General features: G+C 65.5%; 24 protein-coding genes. 11 read left to right on the top strand and 13 right to left on the bottom strand.

The genetic code is table 11. The features are described from left to right. Positions 1-20: 20 nt before the first annotated feature. Positions 21-512, bottom strand: a complete 492-nt coding sequence (irrA, locus tag HZF03_RS11430; protein ID WP_011157892.1) for an iron response transcriptional regulator IrrA — start codon at positions 510-512, stop codon at positions 21-23. A gap of 611 nt (positions 513-1,123) precedes the next feature. On the opposite strand from irrA, the gene HZF03_RS11425 reads away from it, so the two are divergent. Genes HZF03_RS11425 through HZF03_RS11400 form a run of 6 tightly spaced genes read left to right on the top strand, consistent with a single transcriptional unit; the run spans position 1,124 to position 4,943 of the window. Beyond that, the gene (locus HZF03_RS11425) at positions 1,124-1,510 is read left to right on the top strand and encodes a hypothetical protein (protein WP_234832166.1); all 387 of its coding nucleotides are present in this window, start codon (positions 1,124-1,126) and stop codon (positions 1,508-1,510) included. 7 nt (positions 1,511-1,517) lie between these two features. Further along, on the top strand, positions 1,518-1,850 hold the full coding sequence (locus tag HZF03_RS11420) for an HMA2 domain-containing protein (protein ID WP_119017324.1): 333 nt from the start codon (positions 1,518-1,520) through the stop codon (positions 1,848-1,850). A gap of 17 nt (positions 1,851-1,867) precedes the next feature. Continuing rightward, positions 1,868-2,191: a hypothetical protein gene (locus HZF03_RS11415; protein WP_011157889.1), complete on the top strand. Its 324-nt coding sequence runs from the start codon at positions 1,868-1,870 to the stop codon at positions 2,189-2,191. Then, positions 2,178-2,519: a hypothetical protein gene (locus HZF03_RS11410; RefSeq protein WP_119017325.1), complete on the top strand. Its 342-nt coding sequence runs from the start codon at positions 2,178-2,180 to the stop codon at positions 2,517-2,519. The genes HZF03_RS11415 and HZF03_RS11410 overlap by 14 nt, the downstream gene beginning before the upstream one ends. Then, complete coding sequence (locus tag HZF03_RS11405) at positions 2,512-2,850, top strand: YtxH domain-containing protein (RefSeq protein WP_119017326.1); 339 nt, start codon at positions 2,512-2,514, stop codon at positions 2,848-2,850. The genes HZF03_RS11410 and HZF03_RS11405 overlap by 8 nt, the downstream gene beginning before the upstream one ends. Then, a complete protein-coding gene (locus HZF03_RS11400; RefSeq protein WP_119017327.1) occupies positions 2,847-4,943 on the top strand; it encodes a heavy metal translocating P-type ATPase in 2,097 nt (698 codons plus the stop codon). Before HZF03_RS11405 ends, HZF03_RS11400 begins: the two co-directional genes overlap by 4 nt. A 250-nt stretch (positions 4,944-5,193) precedes the next feature. Here the strand turns inward: HZF03_RS11400 and HZF03_RS11395 are convergent, their stop codons facing one another. From HZF03_RS11395 to HZF03_RS11340, 12 genes are all read right to left on the bottom strand, one after another. Continuing rightward, positions 5,194-6,270, bottom strand: coding sequence for a thermonuclease family protein (locus HZF03_RS11395; protein ID WP_119017328.1), 1,077 nt, complete (start codon positions 6,268-6,270; stop codon positions 5,194-5,196). Positions 6,271-6,641: 371 nt separating this feature from the next. Beyond that, positions 6,642-8,219: a gamma-glutamyltransferase gene (ggt, locus tag HZF03_RS11390; RefSeq protein WP_119017329.1), complete on the bottom strand. Its 1,578-nt coding sequence runs from the start codon at positions 8,217-8,219 to the stop codon at positions 6,642-6,644. 74 nt (positions 8,220-8,293) lie between these two features. Continuing rightward, positions 8,294-9,952: an ABC transporter ATP-binding protein gene (locus tag HZF03_RS11385; RefSeq protein WP_119017330.1), complete on the bottom strand. Its 1,659-nt coding sequence runs from the start codon at positions 9,950-9,952 to the stop codon at positions 8,294-8,296. Then, a complete protein-coding gene (locus tag HZF03_RS11380) occupies positions 9,949-10,788 on the bottom strand; it encodes an ABC transporter permease (RefSeq protein ID WP_011157882.1) in 840 nt (279 codons plus the stop codon). The genes HZF03_RS11385 and HZF03_RS11380 overlap by 4 nt, the downstream gene beginning before the upstream one ends. Positions 10,789-10,800: 12 nt before the next feature. Next, positions 10,801-11,823 carry an ABC transporter permease gene (locus tag HZF03_RS11375; RefSeq protein WP_119017331.1) on the bottom strand — a complete coding sequence of 341 codons (1,023 nt, stop codon included), beginning with the start codon at positions 11,821-11,823 and terminating at the stop codon, positions 10,801-10,803. Further along, entirely contained in the window at positions 11,820-13,409 is a 1,590-nt protein-coding gene (locus HZF03_RS11370; RefSeq protein ID WP_011157880.1) for an ABC transporter substrate-binding protein, read from the bottom strand. Before HZF03_RS11370 ends, HZF03_RS11375 begins: the two co-directional genes overlap by 4 nt. Before the next feature lie 78 nt (positions 13,410-13,487). Beyond that, on the bottom strand, positions 13,488-15,077 hold the full coding sequence (locus HZF03_RS11365) for an acetolactate synthase large subunit (RefSeq protein ID WP_119017352.1): 1,590 nt from the start codon (positions 15,075-15,077) through the stop codon (positions 13,488-13,490). After that, the gene (locus tag HZF03_RS11360; protein WP_119017332.1) at positions 15,077-16,375 is read right to left on the bottom strand and encodes an ArgE/DapE family deacylase; all 1,299 of its coding nucleotides are present in this window, start codon (positions 16,373-16,375) and stop codon (positions 15,077-15,079) included. Before HZF03_RS11360 ends, HZF03_RS11365 begins: the two co-directional genes overlap by 1 nt. Before the next feature lie 49 nt (positions 16,376-16,424). Further along, positions 16,425-17,876 (bottom strand): NAD-dependent succinate-semialdehyde dehydrogenase, encoded by a 1,452-nt coding sequence (locus HZF03_RS11355; RefSeq protein ID WP_119017353.1) that lies wholly within the window; start codon positions 17,874-17,876, stop codon positions 16,425-16,427. A gap of 37 nt (positions 17,877-17,913) precedes the next feature. Continuing rightward, the gene (gene gabT / locus HZF03_RS11350; protein ID WP_011157876.1) at positions 17,914-19,188 is read right to left on the bottom strand and encodes a 4-aminobutyrate--2-oxoglutarate transaminase; all 1,275 of its coding nucleotides are present in this window, start codon (positions 19,186-19,188) and stop codon (positions 17,914-17,916) included. Positions 19,189-19,355: 167 nt separating this feature from the next. After that, positions 19,356-20,249 carry a LysR substrate-binding domain-containing protein gene (locus HZF03_RS11345; RefSeq protein WP_011157875.1) on the bottom strand — a complete coding sequence of 298 codons (894 nt, stop codon included), beginning with the start codon at positions 20,247-20,249 and terminating at the stop codon, positions 19,356-19,358. 103 nt (positions 20,250-20,352) lie between these two features. Continuing rightward, the gene (locus HZF03_RS11340; protein ID WP_165858089.1) at positions 20,353-20,865 is read right to left on the bottom strand and encodes a hypothetical protein; all 513 of its coding nucleotides are present in this window, start codon (positions 20,863-20,865) and stop codon (positions 20,353-20,355) included. Positions 20,866-20,963: 98 nt separating this feature from the next. Here HZF03_RS11340 and HZF03_RS11335 point away from each other — a divergent pair, with 98 nt between their 5' ends. The 5 genes from HZF03_RS11335 to HZF03_RS11315 all read left to right on the top strand — a co-directional run bounded on the left by HZF03_RS11335 (position 20,964) and on the right by HZF03_RS11315 (position 25,926). Continuing rightward, positions 20,964-21,440 carry a tripartite tricarboxylate transporter TctB family protein gene (locus HZF03_RS11335; RefSeq protein ID WP_104512988.1) on the top strand — a complete coding sequence of 159 codons (477 nt, stop codon included), beginning with the start codon at positions 20,964-20,966 and terminating at the stop codon, positions 21,438-21,440. Then, complete coding sequence (locus HZF03_RS11330; protein ID WP_011157873.1) at positions 21,440-22,942, top strand: tripartite tricarboxylate transporter permease; 1,503 nt, start codon at positions 21,440-21,442, stop codon at positions 22,940-22,942. The genes HZF03_RS11335 and HZF03_RS11330 overlap by 1 nt, the downstream gene beginning before the upstream one ends. 77 nt (positions 22,943-23,019) lie before the next feature. Then, positions 23,020-24,012, top strand: a complete 993-nt coding sequence (locus tag HZF03_RS11325) for a tripartite tricarboxylate transporter substrate binding protein (RefSeq protein ID WP_119017333.1) — start codon at positions 23,020-23,022, stop codon at positions 24,010-24,012. A 1-nt stretch (position 24,013) separates the two neighbouring features. Beyond that, on the top strand, positions 24,014-25,135 hold the full coding sequence (locus HZF03_RS11320; RefSeq protein ID WP_234906874.1) for a CoA transferase subunit A: 1,122 nt from the start codon (positions 24,014-24,016) through the stop codon (positions 25,133-25,135). Then, entirely contained in the window at positions 25,132-25,926 is a 795-nt protein-coding gene (locus HZF03_RS11315; RefSeq protein ID WP_011157870.1) for a CoA-transferase subunit beta, read from the top strand. The genes HZF03_RS11320 and HZF03_RS11315 overlap by 4 nt, the downstream gene beginning before the upstream one ends. Positions 25,927-25,937 lie beyond the last annotated feature (11 nt).

Raw genomic sequence — 25,937 nt, 5'->3', positions numbered from 1 at the left:
AGCGAAGGACGCTGACGATCCTAGCCGCGCCCCTTCCGCCGGAGCCGCACGACCAGGTCGATGCGGCTGACCTCGTAGCCCTCAGGAATGTCGGGCAGCGCGCCGAGCTGAACGAGCGAGGCCGGGATGTCGATCAGCTCGTGCCGGTTTTCCAGATAGACGTGATGGTGGTCGCTGATGTTGGTGTCGAAATAGGTCTTGCTGCCATCGACGCTGACGCGGCGAACTAAGCCAAGCTCGGCGAAGTGATTGAGGGTGTTGTACACCGTCGCAAGCGAGATCTGGACCGACGATCCGGACGCTTCTTCGTACAGCATTTCCGCCGTCACATGGCGGTCGCCGCTCCCGAACAGAAGCTGCGTCAGAACCAAGCGCTGAGCCGTGGGGCGCAGTCCGACCGTTTGCAGCAGATCGACCGCACAAGGCCGAGCCGGCTCCGGGGCAAGCTGATTGATTTCGATTGGCCGGATGTCGGCCGAGTCAAAGCGACGGCTGTCGGGTCTGAAATTCACTCTGGAAATCCTCGTTTCGAGGACGACCATAAGGAACAATTCGCTTTTGCGAATTGACCGCAGTCAAATCTTGGAAACGGGTCGCATTCGCCGGTGATCGGCCATGCCGCGAATGGTGAGACCACCCCAGCACCGATCTTGCTGGTCCGGCGGATCGCAGCACCTCCACATTTGATGTGCATCAAGGAAAGCGCAGGCAGCCACGATCCAAACTAATAGTCACAAGCAACATGCTCACTACAAAGATACCGCAATCTACTAACTCATCGCCGCTTTAGCAGGCCACTGAGGTGGCACACTTTCAACCTTGGGTGACGTGAAGGAGTCCCTTTGACTGCCAGCTGTCGATCCGATTTGGCCTTCGATGGTGTTCACGTCGCCGATGGCCCGTTCAGCCAGTGCGCGATCCGCCCTCGCCTCCCATCAATTCCACAAAACGCCTTCGTGCCGCGCCGCCCAGCAGCCCAACACGCACAACAGCAAGGTCTGCGTCGGCGATGACGCCCCCAAACGATCCCACTTCTGCATTCGTCTCCGTCCTGCCGGGGCGGATTCGGTTGCGGCATCGGATGCTTCGTGATCGTGCTTGTCATGCTGCGCTTGATGCGCGATTGCGCGCTCTCGTGACGGTGGATGGCGATCCGGCCGTCGGCTCGCTCCTGCTGCAATATGATCCGGCCGACACCGAGATGGAGACGCGCATCCGAGCCGAGGTCGCAGCGGTGTGGGCCACAATGGCACCGGTCGAGCCACAGGATTCGCCAACCGCCGATGCAGAGGCTGCGACGGCCGCCAACGACCCAATCGACCGTTTGCGGCGTCGGGCGCAGACCCGGTTGGCGATCAACCGCGTCGCCAAAGTCGGCGCACTCGCCGGCATGGCCGGCACCGTCGCGGCGCTCGGCGTCAGCCGCAAACTCCACGCTCAGATGGGCATCGTCGCCATCGCGGCGACTCTCACCCACCTCGCGGTGCATTGGCGCCGCACATTTCGTTAGGCCCTCCGTGTCCGATCCTTCCGCCGCAGGCCTGCTGCGCTTCACCCAACATCTTGAGATCGCGCATCACCTGCCAGGTCGCATTCGCCTCAAACTGAAGGTCCCGCTCGACAGCGAGATCATCGCCATGGCGGACGAGGCGAAACGGTTCGGCAAAGCGCTGGCGAAGATGGACGGCATCCGCTCGATCAGCCTGAACCCGCTCGCGCGATCCTGCGTGGTCGAATACGACCCGTCCGGAATCCCGCCCTCCGCCTGGCGCGACTTCGTCTCCGGCGACGCGACGCCGGAGGGCGAAGCGCTGCGCAATGATCTGCACGGCCTGCTGGCCGGCTTATAGTTTGGAAGGATTTCATCATGCTGCCACTTCTGAGATTTGCGTCTGGTATCCTCGTCGGCGTCGTCGGCGTGCACCTGCTGAAGCAGGCCAAAGCGCCGGAAGCTGTGAAGTCGTTTGCCCAGAAGGCCCGTAGCGGACTGGACAAGGCCGGCGAGGACTTGCGCGAAGCGACCGTCTCCGGCCTCAGCGCAGTCGAAAAATCCAGCGCCGCGCTCCGATCGAAGCTGTCCAACACCACGGATAGTAGCGAAGCGGCGACCGACGATGCGCCGAACGTGGCGACAACCGAGACCGCACCAGCCCCGTCCGCCGACCAGACCGCTACGAATGAAAAAGCGTAAAGCGAAGTCGCGCGCGGCGCCGCTCGCTGCCGGGGAAATCGCCACCAACTTCACCCGCGGCATGGTCGCCGCGGGGCTGCTTGTCGCGATCCAGGACAGCCGCACATCCGGCAAGCCTCATAGCCGCAAACTGCTGCGCCAGGCGTTGCAGGGCGGCGTGGCGCTGGCGGCCGGTGCGGCAGTCGCCGAGAGCGTGCGCGATCAGGACTACTTCGGGGCGCTCACTGCGCTCGCCGGCGGGGCGCTCGGCGCCCTGGCTCTGGAAACCCTCTTGGCGACCGAATTGGCGGTCGCGACCGAAACATCCGAGGAGATTAGACTTGGCTAAGAAGAAGGGCAAGCGCGGCAAGGGCCTGAAGCGTCGCGAGATCGAGCAGTTGCTCGCTGGACAACTGACCCTCGCCGGCAACAACCAGCGGCAAGGAATGCTCGGCAATCTCGGCGGCCTGCTCCCCAAAGGCCGCAACGAGCAGTTCCTGCTCGGCCTGCTGATCGGCGGCCTCGCGGCCTACGTGCTTTCCGAAGAGGAACTACGTAGCAAGCTGTTCAAGGGGGCAATCAAAGCCTACGCCAATATGATGGGCAGCGTCGCCGAGTTGAAAGAGCAGTTCGCCGACCTGAGTGCGGAAGTCGAGGCCGAACAGAGCGGCACCGTATGACCGATAAGCGGTGGCTGTCGGCAGTCGAGATCGTTCACCGCCTGCCCGGCCGCATCCGCCTGCGCTATCAGCGCCGCTCCAAGACCTCGGACCCTGCTCTCCTCGCCGGCATCGTAAGGCTGATCGACGGCGTGACGGCAGCGCGCGTCAATTCCCGCGCGGCGTCGCTGATCGTGTATTTCGATCCGGCGCGCACCGACGCCGACACCATCGTCACGACGATCGCAAGCCTTGAGGCGTCGGAGGCAGGCGCGAATTCGCGAAGCGACGACGGCGGTTCGGACGTCGCCGCGACGCTCGCCGTCCTGCTCGGAACAAGCGCGCTGCCGATGCAGGCGCGACTTCCGGTCAGCCTCGCCGCTGCGCTTCCGCTGCTCCGCCATGCGGCGTCAGACCTTCGTACCCATGGCGTCACCAGCCACGTGCTGGAGGCGATGGCCGTGTCGATCTCGCTGGCGCGCGCCGACTTCGTCGCCGCCAACACCACGACGTTCATCCTGGCACTCGGCGAAGCGATCGAAGATTCCATTGCGCGCCGTTCCGACGATCTGCTCAAGCACCTGCTGCGCCCGACCGGCGACGGCGTCTGGGTTCTGCGCGACGGCGTCGAAGTGCAGATTTCCGCCGACGAGGTGACGGCCGGCGATACGGTCGTCGTCGGCGCCGGGGCGGTCGTTCCGATCGATGGCACCGTTCTGTCCGGCGAAGCCACCGTCAATGAGGCGGCGATGACCGGCGAGAGCGCGCCGATCGTCAAGAGCCGCGGCAGCAAGGTTCTGTCCGGCACCATGCTGGAGGACGGCCGCCTGACGATCTATGCCGAGCAGGTCGGCCGCCGAACCTCCGCCGCGCGGATCGCCGACTATGTCGAGCAGTCGCTGACCGCGAAAAGTGAGGCCCAGATCGAAGCCGCCCGCCTCGCCGACCGTCTGGTGCCCACCGTGCTGAAGCTCGCCGGCTTCTCCGTACTGCTCACCGGCGACTGGCGCTCGGCCGCCTCGGTGCTGCAGGCGGACTACTCCTGCGCGTTGAAGCTGGCGACGCCGGTCGCCTTCAAATCCGCGATGTATCACGCCGGCCGGATCGGCATTCTGGTCAAGGGCGCGAGTGCGCTCGAACGTCTCGCCCAGGCCGACACCTTCATCTTCGACAAAACCGGGACGCTGACCACCGGCACCTTGGAGGTGACCGACTCTGTCACGTTCGACTCCGCCTACAGCGCCGACGACCTGATCTGCTTGGCCGCCTCGGTTGAGGAGCACTACTTCCATCCCTTGGCGCTCGCGGTGGTGAACGCCGCCAAAGCCAGGCACGGCCACCATTTCGATCATGCGGAGGTGGAGTTCATCGTGGCCCACGGCGTCGCCAGTGTCATCAACGGCGAACGCATCGTCGTCGGCTCCCGCCATTTCGTCGAAGAGGACGAAGGCATCGATATCTCGCTCCATCGAGATCCGATCGATCGTCTGTATCGCGAAGGCAAGACGCTGCTGTTCATCGGCTTCGGCGGGCGCCTCCTCGGCGTCCTCGGACTGAAAGACACGGTTCGCCCGACCAGCGCCGCGACCATCGCACGCCTGCGCCGCGCCGGCGCCAAGCGCATTCTGCTGCTGACCGGCGATCACCGCGACCGCGCGGCCGAAATGGCGCAGGAGCTCCGGCTCGACGGCTTTCATGCCGAGCTGCTGCCGACCGACAAGGCCGCGATTATTGCCGACCTCAATGCCAAGGGCGCCAAGATCGCATTCGTCGGTGACGGCATCAACGACGCGCCGGCGCTGGCAGGCGCCCATGTCGGCATCGCGATGCATAAGGGCGCGGACATCGCGCGGCTCACCGCCGATATCGCCCTGCTCGAAGACGGCGTCGATCGCGTCGCCGACGCCAAGGAGCTCGCCAATCGCGCGATGGCTCGGATCGCCAGCAACTACAAACTGACGGTCGGCCTCAACACCACGATCCTGGGGCTCGCAGCGATGGGCGTGCTGGCTCCGATCACGACCGCCGTCCTGCACAACGGCACGACGATCGGAATCCTGCTGAACGCGCTCCGGAATGCGATGCCGAGGGTGCCCGCTGCCCCCAGAGTCTGATCTCGTCGCATCAAAGAAATGGCTCAGGCAGCCCCCCGCCTGCGCCATCCGTCACGATCGATCGCAATGTCGAGTTCGTGCGAGAACTCGCCGTCGGCGGGCATCCCGCAAACGGCCGACGCCACCGGACCTGTCGTCGACGCCAGCCGCCATCTTCAGCAGCTCTGCAGGCAGTGGTCACACAAGTTCGAAACCGCCTTCGGGGACCGCTAACCCGCAAACGATGAAGACTGGGCGACGACGGATCAGCTCACTTCTTGACCGCTCGGCACCCCGCCATCTCGGCTTCCTTGACGCTGCAGAACCAGCGCTTACCCGTCCCCATCTTCAGCTTCGCGTACAGGTGACTGCCCGGCTGCTGGTACGTGCACTGGCCGCCTTTGCCGATATTGCCTTTGATGACGCATTCCGGCGATGGCGCTTCGGCAACTGATGCTGCGCCGCGCAGGATTTCCAGGGCGCTGCTCGGCACGTTGGCGGCTCCGACGATGGTGGTCTGTTGGTTTCGATTCCGCCAATCGGAAGGCATGATGAATGCGCCCGACCACAGGCCGGATTGCGCGTCCCGCGCAATGACCTCGGCAGCCTCATAGGCGCGCGCCGAGCGAACCAGCGCCACGGCCCAGCCGGAGCGCACCATCCATTCTTCAACGCTCTCCGCATTCACAGCACAGCTACCGAGCGACCTGCCGTATTTGTCGTGACCCGCGACCTGACAGGTCCAGGGCTTGTCACCGAAGCGCTTGGCGAGTTCGTCACGAGCCGCAAGGCCGCAGGTCCAACCGGTGCCCTTCTCGTCGACGCACAGCTGATCGGTTTCCGGCGCGTCGATCCCCTGCAGCCGAATTTTCGTGCCGCTGATCTCCACCGTGTTGCCGTCGATCACCAGCGGAATGCCGGCGATCTCGATCGGCTCTTCACCCGGCAGGCACACATATTGCGTCCCACGCATGCCGAGGCACCGTGCCGATCCGAGGGTGAAGTCGATCTTTACGCCGAGGTCACGCGGCTTTCCGTAGGGGCCGCGATCGTTGACCCGAATGCTGCAGCTTCGACCGTTCGCCGGGTTGGTGACCACGACCGTAGTGCCGAGGGGGTATTCGTGGGAGGCTGCGGTCAAGCCGTCATGGTTCATTGGTTCGCCGCTGCTCGTCCGCGAACCGATCGTATACAGCGACGCCAGAACCTCTTTGCCCGCACCGCACTTGCCAGTCTTGTGCACGAAGCGGTGCACGGTGTCCCAACCCCGCGCATCCGCTCCACCAGGAGCGAGCGCGATCGTGGCTGCGGCCGCCATGCCGATCGTCATTTTCGAGAAGAATCGCATTCCAACCCATTGCCTCTGATGGCGCGGCTTAGCATAGGCGCCCGGCGATTGAAGCCGCAGCGCCCGATCAGGAGCCATGCCACCTCTGCTGCCGGGCCACAGCCCTGCCCACGTGTCCGGGCAGAATTCGCCGTGCTTCTGGGCGAAAATTGGATCAAGGGGAATTCGGGACGATCCGGCGGCTCGACAGAGCGGACATCGTCGGAGATCGCGGGCTCGGAGCCCTGGCAGCCAAGGCGCCTTCTGCAGCGGAACCAGGCTCCCCCGGAACGGATCGGCTGCTGTGCGTCGAGAAATCGCAATCCTTCGGCGCAGTCGATCAAACCGGCGCCGTCCGGCTCGATCGACCGTGTTTTCCGCGTTCGACGGTCTTAGTAGCCGAGTGCGACGCCGTCCTTGCGGTGGTCCGACGCGCCGAGCAGGACGCCGCGTGCACGATCAATGCGGATCGCCTGGCAGCCACCGATCGCTTCCTCAGTCCAGCGCACGGTGTGGCCGCGACGCTGCATCTCGTCGTAGATGTCCTGACCGATCGTGGTCTCCAGCGACAGCGCACCATCGAAGCAGAAGCTGCGCGGACGCTCTGCCGCGGCCTGGATGTCGAGGCCGAAGTCCAGCACGTTGGAGAGGAAGTTGGCGTGCCCTGCCGCCTGATAATGGCCGCCCATCACGCCGAACGGCATCACCGCCTGATCACCCTGCATCAACATGCCGGGGATGATCGTATGCATCGGTCGCTTGCTGGGCGCGAGCGAATTGGGATGGCCGGGCTTGGCGCGGAAGCTCCAGCCGCGATTATGCAGCAGCACCCCGGAATTCGGCGCGTAGATGCCGCTGCCGAACGGCGAGAAGATCGAATTGATCAGCGACACCGCGTTGAGATCGCGGTCGACCACCGTGACATAGACCGTGTCGCGATGCTCGGTGTCGAGCCACGGCTGCGCCTCGCCGGCGCGGTCCATCGCGATGCCCTGACGGATCTTGCCGATCACGGCGTCCGACAAGAACCGCGCGGGTTCGAGCGGGTGGATCGCCGGATCGCAAAAATACGCGTCGCGGGTCGCATAAGCCGCCTTGGTCGCCTCCGCGAGCAGATGAATCCGGTCGGCGTCGCTCAGCTTGCCGACGTCGAAGCCTTCGAGCACACGCAGGATCATCAGCGCGGCGAGGCCCTGCCCGTTCGGCGGACATTCCATGACGGTGTAGCCGCGATAGTCGGCCGAGATCGGCGTCACATGCTCGCAGCGATGCGCCGCAAAATCATCCACGCTGTGCGCGCCGCCGAGCTTCCGCAGCACCGCGACCATCTCTTCGGCAACTTCGCCTTCGTAGAAGCCGGCGCGGCCCTCGCGTGCGATCTTGCGCAGCGTCGCGCCGAGCCGCGGCTGGGCGCGAACATCGCCGATGTCGGGGACGCGGCCGCCGGGCAGAAACTGCGCGGCAGCGTTCGGATCGATTTCGATGCGTGCACGAAACCGGCGCCAGTCGGAGGCCACACGCGGCGTGACGCAGAAGCCTTGCTCCGCGGCCTCGATCGCCGGCGCCAGCACCTCGGCCAGCGGCAGGCTGCCGTGGCGCTCGATCAACGTGCACCAGGCATCGATGGCGCCCGGAATGGTCACAGCCTCGGGCGACGTCGGCGGGATGTCTCGCGCCTCGCCGCCCGCATATTTCTCCGCATCGGTGCCGGCCGGGGTGCGGCCGGAACCGTTCAGCGCGATCGGCCGGCCACCGCCCGGCGAGACCAGCGCGAAGCAATCACCGCCGATGCCGGTCATCTGCGGCTCGACCACACCCTGGATCGCAACCGCGGCCACAGCAGCATCGATCGCGTTGCCACCGCGGCGCAGAATGTCGATCGCCGCCAGGGTCGCGCGCGGATGCGACGTCGCTGCCATGCCATTCTGCGCGACCGCGAGCGAGCGGCCGGTCTTGTGAAAATCGCGCATGCTTGGTTCCCTGTTAGATTCGTGTTCGCCGCCCGACCGCCAGCAAGCTCCGGAGCTCGCAGCCAAACGCGCGATTATGCCGTCATCGCGTCCAGCGCCGCCGAGGCCTCGGGGCCCGCGAACAGGCTGCGGCCCGGAATGGCGTCCAATAGCGCACGAGTGTAGGCGTGCTGGGGCGAAGTGAATACCGACTTGGTATCACCCTGCTCGACGATTTCGCCGCGGCGCATCACGACGATGCGGTCGGCGATCTCCGCCGCAACCCGCAGATCGTGGGTGATGAACAGCATTGCGAGGTTCATTTCCTCCCGCAGCTCCGCCAGCAGGTCGAGGATCTGCGCCTGCACCGATACGTCGAGCGCCGACACCGCCTCGTCGGCGACCAGCACCATCGGCTTGAGCGCGAGCGCGCGCGCAATGCAGATGCGCTGGCGCTGACCGCCGGAGAACTCGTGCGGGTAGCGCCCGGCCGCGCTGGCCTCGAGGCCGACCCGCGCCAGCAGGCGCTTGGCGTCGGCCATTGCCTCAGCCGGCGGCACGCCATAGGCCATCGGGCCGCGTGCGATCGCATCGCCGACCTTCTGGCGGGGATCGAGCGCCGCAAACGGATCCTGAAACACGATCTGCACCTTGCGGCGCATCGCCCGGAGCTGTTCGCCGCGGAGTTGGAGGAAATCCGCACCGGCGAATTCGATCGCGCCGGTATCGGGCTCGATCAGGCGCATGATGATGCGGCCCAGCGTCGATTTGCCGGAGCCGGACTCGCCCACCACAGCAACCGTCTCGCGCGGACGCAGACTGAGCGCGACGTCGCGCACCGCAACCACCGTCCGATCCGGCCGAAACATTCCCTGCCCGGTCACGAAGGTCTTGTTCAGCCCATGCGCGTCGAGCAGCGGCTCGCCCTCAATGCCGCGATCGCCGGATGCGGACGGACGCGAACCCGGCACCGCGGCGATCAGCGCCTTGGTGTAGTCGTCCTTCGGCCGCCGCAGCACCTCGTCGACGGTGCCCTGCTCGACGACGCGGCCGTTGCGCATCACCACGACGCGGTCCGCGATATCGGCGACCACGCCGAAATCATGGGTGATGAACAACACCCCCATCCCGCGCTCGGCCTGCAGCCGCCGGATCAGCGCCAGGATCTGCTTCTGCGTGGTAACGTCGAGTGCGGTAGTCGGCTCATCGGCAAGCAGCAGCGCCGGATTGTTGGCCATCGCCATCGCGATCATCACCCGCTGGCGCTGGCCGCCGGAGAGCTGGAACGGATAGCTGCGCACCAGGGTGGCGGGGTCCGGCAGGCCGACCGCGGCGATCAGCTCCAGCACCCGCGCATCGAGTTCGGCGCGGCTCGGCCGCGGCGCGGCATGAACCAGGATCGCCTCTGCAATCTGATGACCGACCCGCGCCAGCGGATTGAGCGCGCTGAGCGGCTCCTGAAAGATCATCGAGATCGCGCCGCCGCGCAGACGGCGCATCGAGCCCTCATCGGCATGGGCGAGATCCTCGCCGCGAAACCGAACGGCGCCGGTGCCGATCTCCAGGCTCGGCGGCAGCAGCCGCAGCACCGCATGCGCGGTGATCGACTTGCCGGAGCCGGACTCGCCGACAAGACAGACGATCTCGTTGCGGCGGACGCTCAGCGAGACATCCGAAACGGCGTGGCTGCGATCGCCGCCATGCGGCAGCTCGACCGACAGATTCTCGACGGACAGCAGGATATCGTCGCTCATGCGTTGCGCACCTTTCGCGCGATGCGCGGGTTCAGCATGTCGTTGAGGCCTTCGCCGACCAGATTGATCGCCAGCACGGTGAGCAGGATGGCAATGCCGGGAAACACGCTCATCCACCACGCCTGACGGATCACCGTGCGCGAGGCACCGATCATCAGGCCCCACGACATCAGGTTGGGATCGCCGAGCCCCATGAAGCTCAGCGCGCTCTCGATCAGGATCGCGGTCGCGATCGTCAGCGAACCGGTGACGATGATCGGCGAGATCGCGTTGGGCAGGATGTGACGCAGCGCCACGATCAATGGCGCCTGCCCCTGACAGACCGCCGCCTGCACGAACTCGCGGCCGCGCAGCCGCATGAATTCGGCGCGCGTCAGCCGCGCCAGCGGCGGCCAGCTCACCGCCCCGATCGAGATGATGACGTTGGTCAGCGTCGGTCCGATCGTCGCCACCAGCAGAATGGCGAGGATGAAGCCGGGGATGGTCTGGAACAGCTCCGTGAGCCGCATCATGAAATCATCGACCCGGCCGCCGAAATAGCCGGCGATCGCACCGATCGTGACGCCGATGCACAGAGCGGCGAGCGTCGACGCCACACCGATCGTCAGCGACACCCGCGCGCCATAGGCAATGCCTGCGGCCACGTTGCGTCCGAGCATGTCGGACCCGAGCGGCAATCCCTCGCTGGCCGGCGGCTGGAACGGCGCCGCGACCATCTCCCACGGATCGTCCGGAAACAGTGTCGGCGCGCAGATCGCCAGGATCACCACGGCGATCAGAATGATCAGCCCGATCACCCCGGTCGGGTGGCGCAGGAACGTCTTCAGCCTCTCCATCCCAACCTCCGCTTAAGCCGCTGCACGCAAGGAGACGCGCGGATCGACGATCCGGTAGATCGCGTCAGTGATCAGGTTCAGCGAGATCACAATCACCGACATCACCAGGAAGATGCCGAGCATCAGCGGATAGTCACGCTGCAGCACCGCATCGAAGGTGAGCCGGCCAAGACCCGGCCAGGCGAACACGGTTTCGATCACCACCGCGCCGCCGACCAGCGTGCCGGCCTGCATGCCGGCGACGGTGACCACCGGCAGCACCGCGTTGCGCAGCATGTGGTGGATGATGATCTGGCCGCGCTTCAAACCCTTGGCGCGCGCCGTCTTGATGAAATCCTGGTGCGCGACGTCGATCACCGCGGAGCGCATCAGCCGGGCATAGATCGCCAGATGCACGGCGCCGAGCGAGACCACGGGGAGCACCAGATGCGCCGCGATGTCCCGGACCCGCTCGAACGGCGTCATCTGCACGCCGATGGTGACGTAGCCGAACGCCGGCAGCCAATCGAGCTGGACCGAGAACAGCAGCACCAGCATCAGGCCGAGCCAGAACACCGGCATCGCGTAGAGGAACAGCGACACCACGGTCAGCGCCGTGTCCGACCATTTGCCGGCGCGGACTCCGGCCAGCGTGCCGAGCGAAACACCGACCGCGAGCGACAGCAGGAACGCGCTGCAGGTAAGCAGCAGCGTCGCCGGCAGGCGCTCGGCGATCAGCGACAGCACGGTGCGCTGCTGCCGATAGGAATAGCCGAGGTCCAGGGTCACGATCCGCTTCAAGTAGATCGCCAGCTGCACCGGATACGGCTTATCGAGGCCATAATCGGCGCGCAGCTGAGCCAGCATCTGCTCGTCGGCCGATCCACTCTGCCCGGCCATCACCTGTGCGGGATCGCCGGGAGCTGCGTGCACCAGCACGAAGTTGAAGGTGGCGATCACCAGGACCACCGCGACGAAGCGGACCGCCCAGCGGACGACCGCCAAGGCGATCGCCACACCGCGGCTGCTGCCGATCGACTGCGCCAGCGCCATCATCCGAACGAAACCGTCCCGAAGGTGTCGTGCACGCCGATCGCCGACGTCACCACGTTCTTCAGCCGCTTGTCCATGAGGTTCGGATAGTCGATCTCGAGCAGCCAGATGACCGGCACCTCATCGACCATGATCTTCTGCAGCGCGCTGTAGTGCTCCTGGCGCTTGTCGTCGGACGTCGCGGTCGCGGCCTCCTCGAACAGCCGGTCGACTTCCGGATTGGAATAGCCGCAGGTGTTGGAGAACAGGATGCCCTTGCGGATGTTGGAGGAGACGTAGCTCCGCGACACGCCGAGCGCCGGATCGCCGAACTGATAGACCGTGGTCGTGGTCATCGAGAAATCCCAGTTGCTGAATTTCTCGGCCCATCCCGCGACATCGATGCCCTGCAGCTGCAGATCGATGCCGACGCGCGCGAGCGACTGCCGCAGGAATTCGGCGGTCCGCTGATGGGTTTCGCCGTAGGGCGGCACCAGGAAGGGAATCGTGACGCGCTTGCCGTCGGGGCCCGGCTTTAGCCCCATCTCGTCGAGCAACGCCTTCGCCTTCTCGGGCGAGAAGTCGTACTTCTTGACGTCCTTTTCGTAGAACTTGGTCTTCGACGACACCGGGCCGGTCGCAACCTTGCCGAGGCCGAAATAGATCCGGTTCAGCAGCGCCTTGCGGTCGATCGCGTACATCACCGCCTGCCGGAACCGCTTGTCGTTCATCGGCGCGATGCGGTTGTTGATCTCCAGCCAGGTATGCGGCGCAAAGAACTCGTAGCCCTTGGTGGTCATCGTCAGATGCGGCAGCTTCGACAGCCGCGGCACCTCGAACAGCTCGACGTCGGTCCACTGCGTGAGCTGAACGGTCCCCTGCTCCAGCGCCACCGAACGCGACGCGGAATCCGGGATGACGCGATAAATGATCTCGTCGAGGACAGGCTCACCCGGACGGTAATAGCCTTCGTGCTTCACGAGATGGACGTGCGAACCGCGCACCCATTCCTTCAACTTGAACGGGCCGGAGCCGATCGCCTTCGCATTGGCCGGATTCTTGCGATAGTCGGTGCCGTCGTAGATGTGCTTCGGCACGATCGGCGCCGTGGTGCAATCGAACGCGGTGAGGAACGGCGCGAACGGCTTCTTCAAGGTGAAGACCACGGTGAGCGGGTCCGGCGCCTCGGCCTTGTCGATGCGCGAGAAGGTGTTGCGCGCCCGCGCGTGGTTCTCCATCAGAATCTTCGTGATCGAGAACACCACGTCTTCCGAGGTCAGCGGCGTGCCGTCGTGGAAGGTGATGTTGGGGAACAGCTTGAACGTGTAGGTCAGCTTGTCCGGCGACACTTCCCAGGACTGCGCGAGGCCCGGCAGCGGCTTGAGATCGAAATCGTAGCGCAGCAAGCTCTCGTAGATCTTGCCGCCCAAGGTCAGCGTCGGCTGCTGCTGGTTGAGCGCGGTGACCAGGATCGGCGGCTCCGGCTGAATGATGGTGTTGAGCGTGCCGCCGCGGGTTTGTCCCGCGGCCCGCGTGATGCCGAGCGGGATGCCGCCGATGCCGAGCGCGCCGGCCATCAGGCCCAGTTTGGCGAATTCACGTCTGTTCATGCTAGCCCCCGCGTTACGAGAAGTTGGAATGATCGATCGTTCAGGACGTTGATGATTGCGGCGAAGGTGGTCCGTGCATCAGACCATCGCCTCGATGAGATACGGACCACGCCGCGCGAGCGCCGCATCGAGCGCACGCGAGAATTCCGACAGCGTGGTCGCGCGGCTGGCCTCGACGCCGAGGCCTTGCGACATCTTCGACCAGTCGAGTTCGGGCTGGTCGAGCTGCAGCATCCGCTGCGCGTTGCGGCCCGGCGTCTGCGCGCCGACCTTGCTCATCTCGCCCCACAGCGTGGCGTAGGAGCGGTTCGAGAACACGATGGTGACGACGTCAAGGTTTTCGCGGGCGTGGGTCCAGAGCCCCTGCAGCGTGTACATGCCGCTGCCGTCGGCCTGCAGGTTGATCACCTTGCGACCCGGGCACGCCACCGCAGCGCCGGCTGCCATCGGGATGCCGATCCCGATCGCGCCGCCGGTGATCTGCAGATAATCATGCGGTGCCGCGTCATACGAATAGTCGAAGAAGCCGGACGAGGTCAGCGCCTCATCGCAGACGATCGCCTGATCCGGCAGCCGCGCGGCGACCAGGCGGTTCACCATGTCGACGGTGAGAGCCGCATTGGGACCCGCGGTCGGCGCAGGAACGGCGAACGGCGCAACCGCCACCGGCTCGTTCGGCGCATTCACTTCGTCGGCGAGCCATTCCAGCGCCTGCACCAGGTCCTGGTCGGGCCCGGCGAGCTGCACGATCTCGCAATGCGGCGGCGCCAGCCGGCCTGGACGGTTCGGATAGGCGAAGAACGACACCGGCTCCTTGGCGCCGATCAGCACCACCATGTCGGCGCCGCGCAGCATCTCGATGCCGATCTCGTGCGTCATCGGCAGCTTGGCGATCGGCGCCCGGCCCCGGCCGCGCTCGATCCGGCCATTGGCGCCCTGTGCGTAGATTTCCACGCCGGCGCTGCGGCGAATGTTGTCGGCGATCCGGAGCGGGTGCTCGCGCAGCGCGCCGCCGGACAGCATCAGCACCACCTTGCGTTTGGTACGGATCGCGGCGCCGATGCGCACGACCGTCTCCTGCACCAGCGGCGTCTGCGGCAGACGTTTGCCGCGCACCGGCGCCGAACGGTAGCTGTGCTCATTCCACGCCATGTCGGCGGGCAGGATCAGCGTCGAGATGCCGGGCGCCATGCTCTGCGACCACGCGTCCGCGACGTCCTCATCGATCCGCACCGGATCGGCGATCCGCTTGACCCATCGCGACATCGGCCGCGCCAGCGAGTCGATGTCGCTGGTGAGCGGGGCATCGAGCGGCAGATGCTCGACCGCATGATCGCCGACGATGTTGATCATCGGCGAATGCGCGCGCCGCGCGTTGTGCATGTTCGCGAGGCCGTTGGCGAGACCGGGGCCGAGATGCAGCAGCGTCACGGCCGGCCGGTCGGTCATCCGGCCGTAGCCGTCGGCGGCGCCGGTGACGACGCCTTCGAACAGCCCGAGGATGCACTTCATCCGCGGCTGCCGGTCGAGCGCCGCCACGAAATGCATCTCCGACGTGCCGGGATTGGCGAAGCAGACATCGACCTCGTGCGCCAGCAGCGCATCGCAGAGCCGGTCCGCTCCCGTCATCGATTGCACGGCGGACGCCGCCGGAGCCGCGACTGTCATCACAGCTTCCTCAACCCGCACCATTCTGCGACGAACAATGCGATGCTCAGCGTCGTCTTACGCAGGCTTTCGAGATCAATGCGCTCGTCGAACGCATGCGGCCCCTGGCCGTACGGTCCGTAGCACAGCGCCGGAATGCCGTAGTCGACCGAGTAGTAGCGGGTATCGTTGACCGCCGTCGAAAGTCGCGCGTCGAGCGGTGCGTTGAACGCGGCCTTGTGCGCAGCCGTGAGAACGTCTTCAGCCACCCCGCCCGGCTCGCACACCGCCGGATCGGCCTGGAAGCCGCTCCAGACCAGTTCGGCCGGATTTTCCGACAGGAAGCTGTCGGTCGCCTGCGCATCGGCCAGACACTTCTCGATGCCGCGCATCGCCTCCTGCGGCGTATCGCCGGTGAGCAGGCCGAGCCGGCAGTCGAGTTCGCACCACGCGGCGGTCGAACTCGCCCAATCACCGCCCTTGATGATACCGACGTTGAACTTGATCGGGTTCTTGACCTGGCCGAACCAGGGATCGCGCACCGCCTGGGCGTTCAGCTGCTTGGTGTATTCCTCGAAAGCGCGGATCAGATGCATCGCCGACAGGATGGCGCTGGTGCCGGTCTCGGAGTAAGCGACGTGAACCGGCGTGCCGCGCACCCGCAGCCGGAACCAGACCGCCCCAACCTGGGCGCGCGTCAGGGTGTGGCCTGTCGGTTCGGGGATCAGGCAGGCATCGGCGCGATAGCCGCGCATCAAGGTCGAGAGCGCGCCGTTGCCGGTGCTCTCCTCTTCGGTCACCGTCTGCACATGGACGCGCGCATCGGGGGCGTAGCCGGCGGTGCGGATCGCATCCAGGGCGAAGATCATCGCCGACACGCCGCCCTTCATGTCCTGCGCGCCGCGACCGATCATCCAGCCGTCGCGGACCTTCGCCTCGTAGGGCGGATCGCTCCACAGATCGACCGGGCCTTCCGGCACCACGTCGATATGGCCCTGCAGGATCAGGCTGCGGCCCTTGCCGTCGCTGTCCGCGGTGGCGACGACCTGCATCGAGCCGGCCGGATCGATCGTGTCCATCGGCGCCGCCTTGGGATGGCTGGCGATATCGACGTCGGCGAGACTGAAGGTGTCGACCTTGTAGCCACGGTCGGCGAACTGCTGCGCCAGCCATTCCTGCTGCGGCGCCTCTTCGCCGCGCACGCTGCGGAACTGCACCATGCGCTGGAGAAACGCGACCTGGTCGTTGAAATTGCGATCAACCGCCGCCCGCAGGCTTTGTGTGATCGCATCCGATTTGGTCAATGTCTCAGTTGCCACGTCTCGGTCTCCCCTGGATCTGATAGTTCTCGTTATGCAGATGGCAGCGTCAGCGATCGAGACCGCCGAGCAGGATGTATTTGGTCTCGACGTATTCCTCGATGCCGTGGCGCGAACCCTCGCGGCCAAGGCCGGACTGCTTGACGCCGCCGAACGGCACCACGTCGGCGCCGAGCAGCGCCGAGTTGACGCCGACCATGCCGGACTCCAGCGCCTCGGCGACGCGGAATACGCGTCCGAGGTCGCGCGCGTAGAAGTAGGACGCCAGGCCGAACGGCGAGTCGTTCGCCTGCGCGATCACGTCGGTCTCGTCGGTGAAGCGATACACCGGCGCCACCGGGCCGAAGGTCTCTTCGCGCGTGATCAGCATCGCTGTGGTGACGCCGGCGAGCACGGTCGGCTCGAAGAAGGTACGCCCCAGCTTGTGCCGCTTGCCGCCGAGCACGACCTTGGCGCCATTGGCGACCGCGTCGGACACATGACGCTCGACCTTGGCGATCGCTTCGGTGGTGATCAGCGGCCCCTGGGTCACGCCGGCATCGACACCGTTGCCGACCTGCAGCGTCGCCACCTTGGCGGTGAGCTTCTCGACGAAGGCGTCGTAGATCCCGTCCTGGGCGTAGATGCGGTTCGCGCAGACGCAGGTCTGCCCCATGTTGCGGAACTTCGAGGCGATCACACCTTCGACCGCAGCATCGAGATCGGCATCGTCAAACACGATGAAGGGCGCGTTGCCGCCGAGTTCGAGCGCGACCTTCTTCACGGTCGAGGCGGCCTGGCGCATCAGGATCTTGCCGACTTCGGTCGAGCCGGTGAAGCTGATCGCCCGCACCGTCGGATGCTCGGTCCACGCCTTGCCGATCGCCGGCGCATCGCCGGTGATGATGTTGAGCACGCCCGGCGGAAAGCCGGCACGCTGCGCCAGCACGCCGAGCGCCAGCGCCGTCAGCGGCGTTTCCGGCGCCGGCTTGATCACCACGGTGCAGCCGGCGGCGAGTGCCGGCGCGACCTTGCGGGTAATCATCGCGGCGGGGAAGTTCCACGGCGTGATCGCCGCGACGACACCGACCGGCTGGCGGATCACCATCGTGCGGGCGTCGGCGCGATGCGACGGAATCGTCTCGCCGTAGATGCGCCGCGCTTCCTCGGCGTAGAACTCCACGAACGATGCCGCGTAGTCGATTTCACCGAGCGCTTCGGCGAGCGGCTTGCCCTGCTCGCGCGTCAGCAGCAGCGCCAGATCGTCGCGATTGGCGATGATCTGATCGAACCACGCGCGCAGCATCGTGGCGCGTTGCTTGGCGAGCAGCTTCGACCATTGCCGGAACGCGATCTCGGCGGCACGCACCGCCTCCTCGGCTTCGTCGGTGCCGAACCGCGGCACCGCACCGATGCGTTCACCGGTCGCCGGATTGAACACGGCATCGACCGGCTCACCACACCACTTGCCGCCAATCAGGCAGCGCTCGGCCAACAGGCCGGGATCACTCGGCATCAGCATCTCGATCATTCCCGTCTCGGCGCGGACGCGCCCTGTACTAAGCGGCGAGGCAGCGCTCCAGGATCGCCAACCCTTCGTCGACGATCGCATCAGAGGCCGTCAGCGGCACCAGAATGCGAATGGTGTTGGCGGCGGTGCCGCACGACAGCAGGATCAAGCCGTTTTCGTGCGCCAGCCGGGTCACCCGCTTGGTCGCCTCCGCATCCGGCTCGTTACTGCCGCGCTGCTTGAGGATGTCGAACGCAACCATCGCACCGGGGCCGCGCGCGACCGAGGTCGGCACCAGCGTGTTCGACAGCGCGAACCGATCGATCGCGCTGCGCAGCCGCTCGCCGATCTGGTTCGCACGCGCGATCAAATTCTCTTCTTCGAACACATCGAGCACCGCGAGCGCTGCGGCGCAGGCCAGCGGATTGCCCGCATAGGTGCCACCGAGGCCACCCGGCTCCGCCGCATCCATGATCGCGGCACGGCCGATCACGCCCGACAGCGGCAAGCCGCCGGCAAGACTCTTGGCGACGCAGACGATGTCGGCCTGAACGTCGTAGTGCTCCATCGCGAACATCTTGCCGGTGCGTCCGAAGCCGGTCTGCACTTCGTCGGCGATCAGTACGATGCCGTTCTCGTCGCACAGCCTACGCAAGCCCCGCATCAGTTCGGGCGGCGCCTGATGGAAGCCGCCCTCGCCCTGCACCGGCTCGATGATGATCGCGGCAACCTGCGACGCATCGATATCGGCCTTGAACACGAACTGCACGCAGCGCAGCGCATCCTCGACCGAGACGTCACTACCGGCGACCGGGAACGGAACATGCCAGACGCCAGGAAGCGGCGGACCAAGCGCCTTCTTGTAAGGAATGACCTTGCCGGTCATCGCCGAGGCGAATGCAGTGCGGCCATGGAAACCACCCGTGAAGGCGATCACACCGCTGCGGCCGGTCGCGGCGCGCGCGATCTTGACGGCGTTCTCAGTGGCTTCCGCACCGGTGCTCAGCAGGATCGACTTCAGCGGCCCATTGATCGGCGCTAACTGATTCAGGCGCTCGGCGAGCCGGATGTAACCTTCATAAGGCGCGACCTGGAAACAGGTGTGAGTGAAGCGATCGAGCTGCTCACGGATCGCCGCGACGATGCGCGGATGGCAATGACCGGTGTTGAGCACGGCGATGCCGCCGGCGAAATCGACGTAACGCTTGCCCTCGACGTCCCAGATCTCGCTATTCAGCGCACGTTCTGCAAACACCGGCGTCGCTTGGCTGACGCCCCGCACGACAGCCGTCTGCCTGCGCGTCAGCAATTCACTATTCGTCATCAGCTCTCTCCTGAACTGATGACAACGCTAATGTGACGGTTCGGACAATCAATCAGCTTGTAAGTTCGGTCTGGTGACTTCCATGCACCAATCGAAAAATGCTGCACCATAACGAGCAAACACTGGCGCATTGTTGAGCGATCCGCTCAACATGCAGCCACACGTCATCACTCGAGTTCTGCGAGCACCTGCTTCAGCCAATTGCGCAGTGCAACAATCGCCGGATCGTCCCATCGCTCTTTAAGAGCGACGAGCTGATAAGTCTCCATATAAACCGACGATGTGATCACCTCGACCAGCGCGCCGGAGCGCAGGTCTTCTTCGACCAACACGTCGTTGGCGAGCGCAACGCCCTGTCCGAGCCGTGCCGCTTCTATCGCCAGATGGGCGTGCCACAGCCGCTGGCCGCGCAGCGGCGGCAGATCATCGAGGCCCGCGAGCTCGAACCAACGGGTCCACTGCATGGTGGATTCTTCGTGGATCAATGCAATCTGCGACAGATCTTCGAGACTGGTGATCGCCGGATAGCGCGCCAGATAGGCCGGGCTGGCGACAGGAAAAACCCGCGGCCGCACCAGGATTTCCGACATCAGCGGCCCGCGGGAATCGATCACATCGGCATAGACGATCTCAGCGTCGGCCTCTGCCCGCGATAAATCCGGATGGGTGAGAGTCGGCTGCAGATTCACCTCCCAGTTGCGCGGAGGCCCGGTCAATTCCGGCAGGCGAGACAGCAGCAGACGATTGGCGATGCCCGGAATGCACCAGATGTTCAGCGTCGGCAGCGACGACGGCCGCGCCGCGGTGGTGGCGCGTGCGATGATGTCGAACGCCTGCGAGATCTGCGCGTGGAAGCTCACGCCGGCCTCGGTCAGGATGACGCCGCGGCCCTCGCCGCGGACCAGCGCAACGCCGAGAAACTTCTGCAGGTTCTGCAGATGGCGCGAGACGACGGTGTGGCTGACTGCCAGTTCATCTCCGGCGGCGCGAACGCTGCCGGTGCGCCCGACAGCCTCGAAGGCGCGGAGCGCGATCAGCGACGGCAAACGACGGCGCATCATGAGAGCCGTATCGCCGGATCGCTGTAACGACGCTTGGACATTATAGACTTATCGCCTCCACGCACGCGCCGGCCACGGTGATTACCCTCCGCTCGACCGCGATCTACGGCAAAATTCTTCTCTCTTGTTGCACGCCGAAGCAACGGTCACAAATATCGCACCGTCCGGCTGACCGCATGCCTGCTGCCCGCCATCCGATTTCGCTCAATTTTGAACGATTCCAGCTGTCGCCGCCGTTCACACCGATTGTGCGATCCTGGGAAATGGCGGCGGCTCCATCACGCGGCGGTGGCTTGAGCGCGTCTAGAACCAGACCACCGCCAAGGATGGTCCAGCCGGGCGATTGCAACCGCGCCGGGTTCGTCCCGCCCCAGCCGACGCTACCCGGAAGCGCGTAGCGCGAGCGGGCGTGTTGCTTGGCATGGTCCGCGGCGATCACGGAGACGCGCCGAAGCTCTGTACGCATCCGCTGATTTGCGGCCAGGAATGAATCACCACGCCGAATGCTCTCTGCGCAGCCGAGCTCGCAAAGATCTTCCACGCGAGCCCGACAACGCGAACAAAATCCTTCCGATGCCGCCGAGTTTTTACAACACCATTTCATTGCTGCTGCCATCGTTTGACGACACATTGCGGGCCTCTCGTGCCGGAGGTTTGCGGTATCTGCGCTGCTGACGTCTGGTAATTACTTCACCGCGAACCGCAGGAGCACCCATGTCAGTTCGGCGCAGGCTTGATCATCGCGATGGTGCCGCTGGCTTGGCCTTCTTCGTGTTCGGGATTGCGTTCGCAGTCCTCGCCCTCAACTACCCGCTCGGCACGACGATGCGGATGGGACCGGGGTATTTTCCGGTTGTGCTCGGCCTGATCCTTGCGGGCCTCGGCCTCGTGGTCGGCCTCGGCGCATTCCGCAGCCAATCCGTGGCGGACCAAGGTGCAGGCAACGCCTCCCTCGCGATCCCGAAATTGCGGCCGGCACTGCTGATCTCGGCCAGCGTTCTGGTGTTCGCCGCCGCGATTGAATCGGTCGGCCTCGCTCTCGCGACGTTCGGCGTGGTCGCTGTCAGCAGCCTCGCCAACTCGAATGTACGCTGGCGTTCGGTCGCGGCATCCGGCCTCGTCCTGGCGTCGGCTTCGGTCGCGATCTTCGCCTATGGGCTGCGGCTGCCGTTCAGGGTCACGCCGTTCTGATGGAGCTGTTCAGTCAACTCGGCCACGGCTTCGAAGCAGCACTGACGCTCAGCAATCTCGGCTATTGCCTGCTCGGCGTGACACTGGGCACGCTGGTCGGCGTGCTGCCAGGGCTCGGCCCCGTCGCTACTATTGCGATGCTGCTGCCTGCCACCTACGGCCAGCCACCGCTGTCGGCCCTGATCATGCTCGCCGGCATTTATTACGGCGCGCAGTATGGCGGCTCGACCTCGGCGATCCTGGTCAACCTGCCCGGCGAGTCCTCGTCCGTCGTCACCTGCCTCGATGGCCACGCGATGGCGCGCAAAGGCCGCGCCGGCGCGGCTCTCGGCATCGCGGCGCTCGGCTCGTTCTTCGCCGGCACCGTGGCAACGCTGCTGATCGCAGCACTCGCCGAACCGCTGTCGAACCTGGCGTTGAAGTTCGGCCCCGCCGAGTACTTCTCGCTGATGGTGCTCGGCCTCGTGGCCGCCGTCGTGCTGGCCAATGGCTCGCTCACGAAAGCCGTGGCGATGACCGTGCTCGGGCTGCTGCTCGGCCTGATCGGCACCGACGTCAATTCAGGGACCGAGCGCTACAGCTTCGGCATCCCGGAATTGTCCGATGGCTTCGGCTTCGTCGTGGTGTCGATGGGATTGTTCGGCATCGCCGAGATCATCCACAACCTCGAGAAAGGTATCGAGCGCAACGTTTTCGCGACCTCGGTCGGAGGCATCTGGCCGACCCGCGAGGACTTCAAGGCGGCCTGGAAGCCGGTGCTGCGCGGCACGTTTCTCGGCTCGCTGCTCGGCGTGCTGCCGGGCGGCGGCGCGATCCTGAGTTCATTCGCGGCCTACACCATCGAGAAGAAGCTGGCGAAGGATCCGAGCCGGTTCGGCCAGGGCGCGATCGAAGGCGTGGCGGCGCCCGAATCCGCCAACAATGCCGGCGCGCAGACCTCGTTCATCCCGCTGCTGACGCTCGGCATTCCGCCGAACGCGGTGATGGCGCTGATGGTCGGCGCGATGATGATCCACGGCATCGTGCCGGGGCCGCAGGTGATGACCGAGAAGCCCGAACTGTTCTGGGGCCTGATCGCCTCGATGTGGATCGGCAATCTGCTGCTGGTGCTGCTCAACATGCCGCTGATCGGAATCTGGATCCGGCTGCTGCGCGTGCCCTATCACGTGCTGTATCCGGCGATCCTGGTGTTCTGCTGCATCGGAATCTACAGCGTCAATCAAAGCACCATCGAGGTCGCGTTCGCGGTCGGCTTCGGCCTGCTCGGCTGGATGTTCATCAAGCTGCGCTGCGAGCCGGCGCCGCTGCTGCTCGGCTTCGTGCTCGGCCCGCTGATGGAAGAAAACCTGCGGCGCGCGCTGCTGCTGGCGCACGGTGATCCGACCGTCTTCGTCACCCGCGGACTGAGCCTTGCGCTGCTGCTGATCGCGCTGGCGCTGATCGTCATCCTGGTGCTGCCAAGCGTCCGACAGACGCGCGAAGTCGCCTTCCACGAGGACTGACCGACGCCCCGCCCGCGCGATGATCAGACGACGCTCTCCGAACGTTCGATTTCCCCATCACGAAATGAAGGACACCCATGACAGCCACCACGGTTTCCCGCCGCATCCTGCTGTGCGCAACGCTTGCCGCTTCTCTCGTCGCTGCCCTGCCCGCCGCGGCGCAGCCGGCTGACTGGCCGAACAAACCACTGAAGCTGATCGTGCCGTTCCCGCCGGGCGGCGCCGCCGATGCAGTCGGCCGCGTCGTGGCGGAGAAGCTCAGCGACGTGTTGAAGCAGCCGGTGGTGGTCGAGAACAAGGCCGGCGCCGGCACCGCGATCGCGGCCGACGCGGCCGCCAAGGCGGCGCCCGACGGGTACACGCTGTCGCTGGCCCCCGCCGGCCAGCTCACCATTCTGCCGCATCTGAACAAGTCGCTCTCTTACGATCCGTTCAAGAGCTTCGCGCCGGTGTCGCTGGTGGCGGAAGTGCCTTACGTGATCGGCGCCAGCGCCGAGACGCCCGCCACTTCGCTCAAAGACCTGATCGCGGCGGCGAAGAAGGAGCCGGGCAAACTCAGCTACTCGTCGTGCGGCAACGGCACGCTGTGCCATCTCAGCGGCGAGCTGTTTAAGAACCTCACCGGCACCGACCTGCTGCACGTGCCGTTCAAGGGCAGCGCGCCCGCGATCCAGGCGCTGCTCGGCGGCCAGGTCAATCTCTCGTTCGATACGCTGACCATCCTCGCGCCGCAGGTGAAGTCCGGCAAAGTCAAGGGATTGGTGATCACCAGCCGCACCCGCTCGCCGCTGCTGCCTGACGTGCCGACGGCCGCGGAAGCCGGGCTGCCTGAGTTCGTGGTGTCGTCCTGGTTCGGCATCGTCGTTCCGGCCGGCACGCCGAAGGAAATCGTGACGCGGCTGACCACCGAGATCAACGCGCTGGCGAAACTGCCGGATGTCCGCGACCGTCTCGCCGCGCAAGGCCTCGATGCCATCCCGTCGACGCCGGAGACCTTCACCAAGGTCATCCACGAAGACTACGCGCGCTGGGGCAAGGTCGTCGAAGCGTCCGGCGCCAAGCTCGATTGAGATGTCTCTGAGCCGGCTGCGGCGGACGTCAAATCCGCTGCAGCCGCATGCTTCGGCGACGGCTTCCACCGACGATCGAACTGCGACTATAACACCGGCAACGACACGAGAGGACATCGGGGAGCAGATGGCGCAGACAAGGCTGATCTCGCTGCAAGAGGCAGTGCGACGCTATAGTTGGGACGGGATGCAGTATGCGAGCGGCGCTGCGTTGCCGATCGGATCCGACGCCATCATCTTTGGACGCGAGTTGCTGCGCCAGGGCCGGCGCGACCTGCACGCCATCTTCCACTGCAACAGCCAGCAATTGAATCTGCTGGCCGCCGCCGGTGTGGTCATCAAGGCGGAATGCGGCTTCTCGGCTCTGGAAGTGTTCGGTTTCGCCAACGGCCTGCGCCGTGCGGTCGAGAGCGGCCACATGGCGCTGGAGGACTACTCCAACCTCGGATTGCCGCTGCGACTGCTCGGCGGCGCTCTGAACTGGCCATTCGTGCCCGCCACCGTGAACATTGGCTCCGACCTGCAATATCGCAGCGCGTTCGCGCCCGACGATTATCCCAGCACGCACAAGATCCCGACGGTGGTCGATCCGTTCACCGGCCGCGAGATCGGCGCCTTCAGCCCGCTGAAGCCGGATCTGGCGGCGATCCACGTCACCCTCGCCGATCCGTACGGCAACTCGATCATGCTCGGCACCGAATGGAGCCGGGTCGAGCTGTCCCGCGCGGCCAAGAAGGTGATCATCATTGCGGACGCAATCGTCGACACCGATTGCATCCGCCAATATCCGAACCTGGTGCGGATTCCGGATCTCGTCGTCGAGGCCGTGGTGCACTGGCCGTTCGCGGCCTGGCCGCAAAGCTCGCCCGGCATGTACGACGTCGACGAAGCGCATATGAAGTTCATGAACAAGGCGCTCGGCAGCGAAGACGGCACGGCCGCCTACATCCGTGACTTCGTCACCAGCTACCGCGATATCGACAGCTATCTCGACATGATCGGCCGCGACAAGATCGCTGAACTCGGCAACAGCAACACCAGCTTCCTGCTCGATCCCTACCGCCGCTGGATCTTGCCGCCCGACGAGGTGGCCGCGTTGTCCGCCCAAGAGGTCGCAGCATGAGCGAGACACTGGACTATTCCCGCCAGGAGATGATGGCGATCGCCACCGGTCGCGAAGTGAAGGACGGCGAGCTGGCGATCTTCGGCGTCGGCCTGTCGATGCTGGCCGGATATTTCGCTCAGGCCAATCATGCACCGCATCTGCGGACCATGACCGAAGGCGGCGTCTATGGCGCGACGCCGGTCGGCGGCCTGCCCTGGGGCATCGAGTGCAACCGCATCTCCACCAACGCGACCAGCTTCACCTCGGCGATCGACGCGCTGGGTTTCCTGGTCGCCTCGGGGCGATGCGACGTCGGCGTGATCGGCGCCGCGCAGGTCGACAAGTTCGGCAACGTCAACACCACCGGCATCTGGGACGACGAGATCGGCCATCACTATCGGCCGCCCAAGATCCGCCTGCCCGGCGCCGGCGGCGCCAATGACATCGCCTGCGGCGCCAAACGCTTCATCATCATGGTGACGCACGAACCCAAGCGCTTTGCCGAGAAGGTCACCTATCTGAGTTCGCCCGGCTATCTTGAGGGCGGCAATGCGCGCGAGCGCTTCGGCTTCGTCGGTGGCGGACCGTCGGCCATCATCACCACGCTGGGCATCCTGCGCCCCGATCCGGACACCAAAGAATTCCAGCTCGACGGCTGGTTCGCGTTTTCCAGCGTCGACGAGATCAAGGCCCACACCGGCTGGGACCTGAAGGTGTCGCCCACCGCCCACATGATCGCCGAGCCGACCGCCACCGAGCTGGCGAACCTGCGCAAGGTCGATGAGACCGGCGCGCTACGCAAGCACTAGCGCGCCCGACA

The organism is Rhodopseudomonas palustris, from assembly GCF_013415845.1.
Taxonomy (GTDB): Bacteria; Pseudomonadota; Alphaproteobacteria; order Rhizobiales; family Xanthobacteraceae; genus Rhodopseudomonas; species Rhodopseudomonas palustris_F.
This window is presented reverse-complemented; position numbering and strand designations above follow the sequence as displayed.

Excerpts from the sequence above, each read along its gene's own strand:
- HZF03_RS11370 (WP_011157880.1), bottom strand. The coding sequence starts at position 13,409 with ATGAACAGACGTGAATTCGCCAAACTGGGCCTGATGGCCGGCGCGCTC.
- HZF03_RS11380 (WP_011157882.1), bottom strand. The coding sequence starts at position 10,788 with ATGGAGAGGCTGAAGACGTTCCTGCGCCACCCGACCGGGGTGATCGGG.
- HZF03_RS11325 (WP_119017333.1), top strand. The coding sequence starts at position 23,020 with ATGACAGCCACCACGGTTTCCCGCCGCATCCTGCTGTGCGCAACGCTT.
- HZF03_RS11335 (WP_104512988.1), top strand. The coding sequence starts at position 20,964 with ATGTCAGTTCGGCGCAGGCTTGATCATCGCGATGGTGCCGCTGGCTTG.
- HZF03_RS11330 (WP_011157873.1), top strand. The coding sequence starts at position 21,440 with ATGGAGCTGTTCAGTCAACTCGGCCACGGCTTCGAAGCAGCACTGACG.
- HZF03_RS11355 (WP_119017353.1), bottom strand. The coding sequence starts at position 17,876 with ATGCTGATGCCGAGTGATCCCGGCCTGTTGGCCGAGCGCTGCCTGATT.
- HZF03_RS11395 (WP_119017328.1), bottom strand. The coding sequence starts at position 6,270 with ATGCGATTCTTCTCGAAAATGACGATCGGCATGGCGGCCGCAGCCACG.
- HZF03_RS11415 (WP_011157889.1), top strand. The coding sequence starts at position 1,868 with ATGCTGCCACTTCTGAGATTTGCGTCTGGTATCCTCGTCGGCGTCGTC.
- HZF03_RS11400 (WP_119017327.1), top strand. The coding sequence starts at position 2,847 with ATGACCGATAAGCGGTGGCTGTCGGCAGTCGAGATCGTTCACCGCCTG.
- HZF03_RS11410 (WP_119017325.1), top strand. The coding sequence starts at position 2,178 with ATGAAAAAGCGTAAAGCGAAGTCGCGCGCGGCGCCGCTCGCTGCCGGG.
- HZF03_RS11320 (WP_234906874.1), top strand. The coding sequence starts at position 24,014 with ATGTCTCTGAGCCGGCTGCGGCGGACGTCAAATCCGCTGCAGCCGCAT.
- HZF03_RS11375 (WP_119017331.1), bottom strand. The coding sequence starts at position 11,823 with ATGATGGCGCTGGCGCAGTCGATCGGCAGCAGCCGCGGTGTGGCGATC.
- ggt (WP_119017329.1), bottom strand. The coding sequence starts at position 8,219 with ATGCGCGATTTTCACAAGACCGGCCGCTCGCTCGCGGTCGCGCAGAAT.
- HZF03_RS11315 (WP_011157870.1), top strand. The coding sequence starts at position 25,132 with ATGAGCGAGACACTGGACTATTCCCGCCAGGAGATGATGGCGATCGCC.
- gabT (WP_011157876.1), bottom strand. The coding sequence starts at position 19,188 with ATGACGAATAGTGAATTGCTGACGCGCAGGCAGACGGCTGTCGTGCGG.
- HZF03_RS11340 (WP_165858089.1), bottom strand. The coding sequence starts at position 20,865 with ATGGCAGCAGCAATGAAATGGTGTTGTAAAAACTCGGCGGCATCGGAA.
- HZF03_RS11365 (WP_119017352.1), bottom strand. The coding sequence starts at position 15,077 with ATGACAGTCGCGGCTCCGGCGGCGTCCGCCGTGCAATCGATGACGGGA.
- HZF03_RS11385 (WP_119017330.1), bottom strand. The coding sequence starts at position 9,952 with ATGAGCGACGATATCCTGCTGTCCGTCGAGAATCTGTCGGTCGAGCTG.
- HZF03_RS11345 (WP_011157875.1), bottom strand. The coding sequence starts at position 20,249 with ATGATGCGCCGTCGTTTGCCGTCGCTGATCGCGCTCCGCGCCTTCGAG.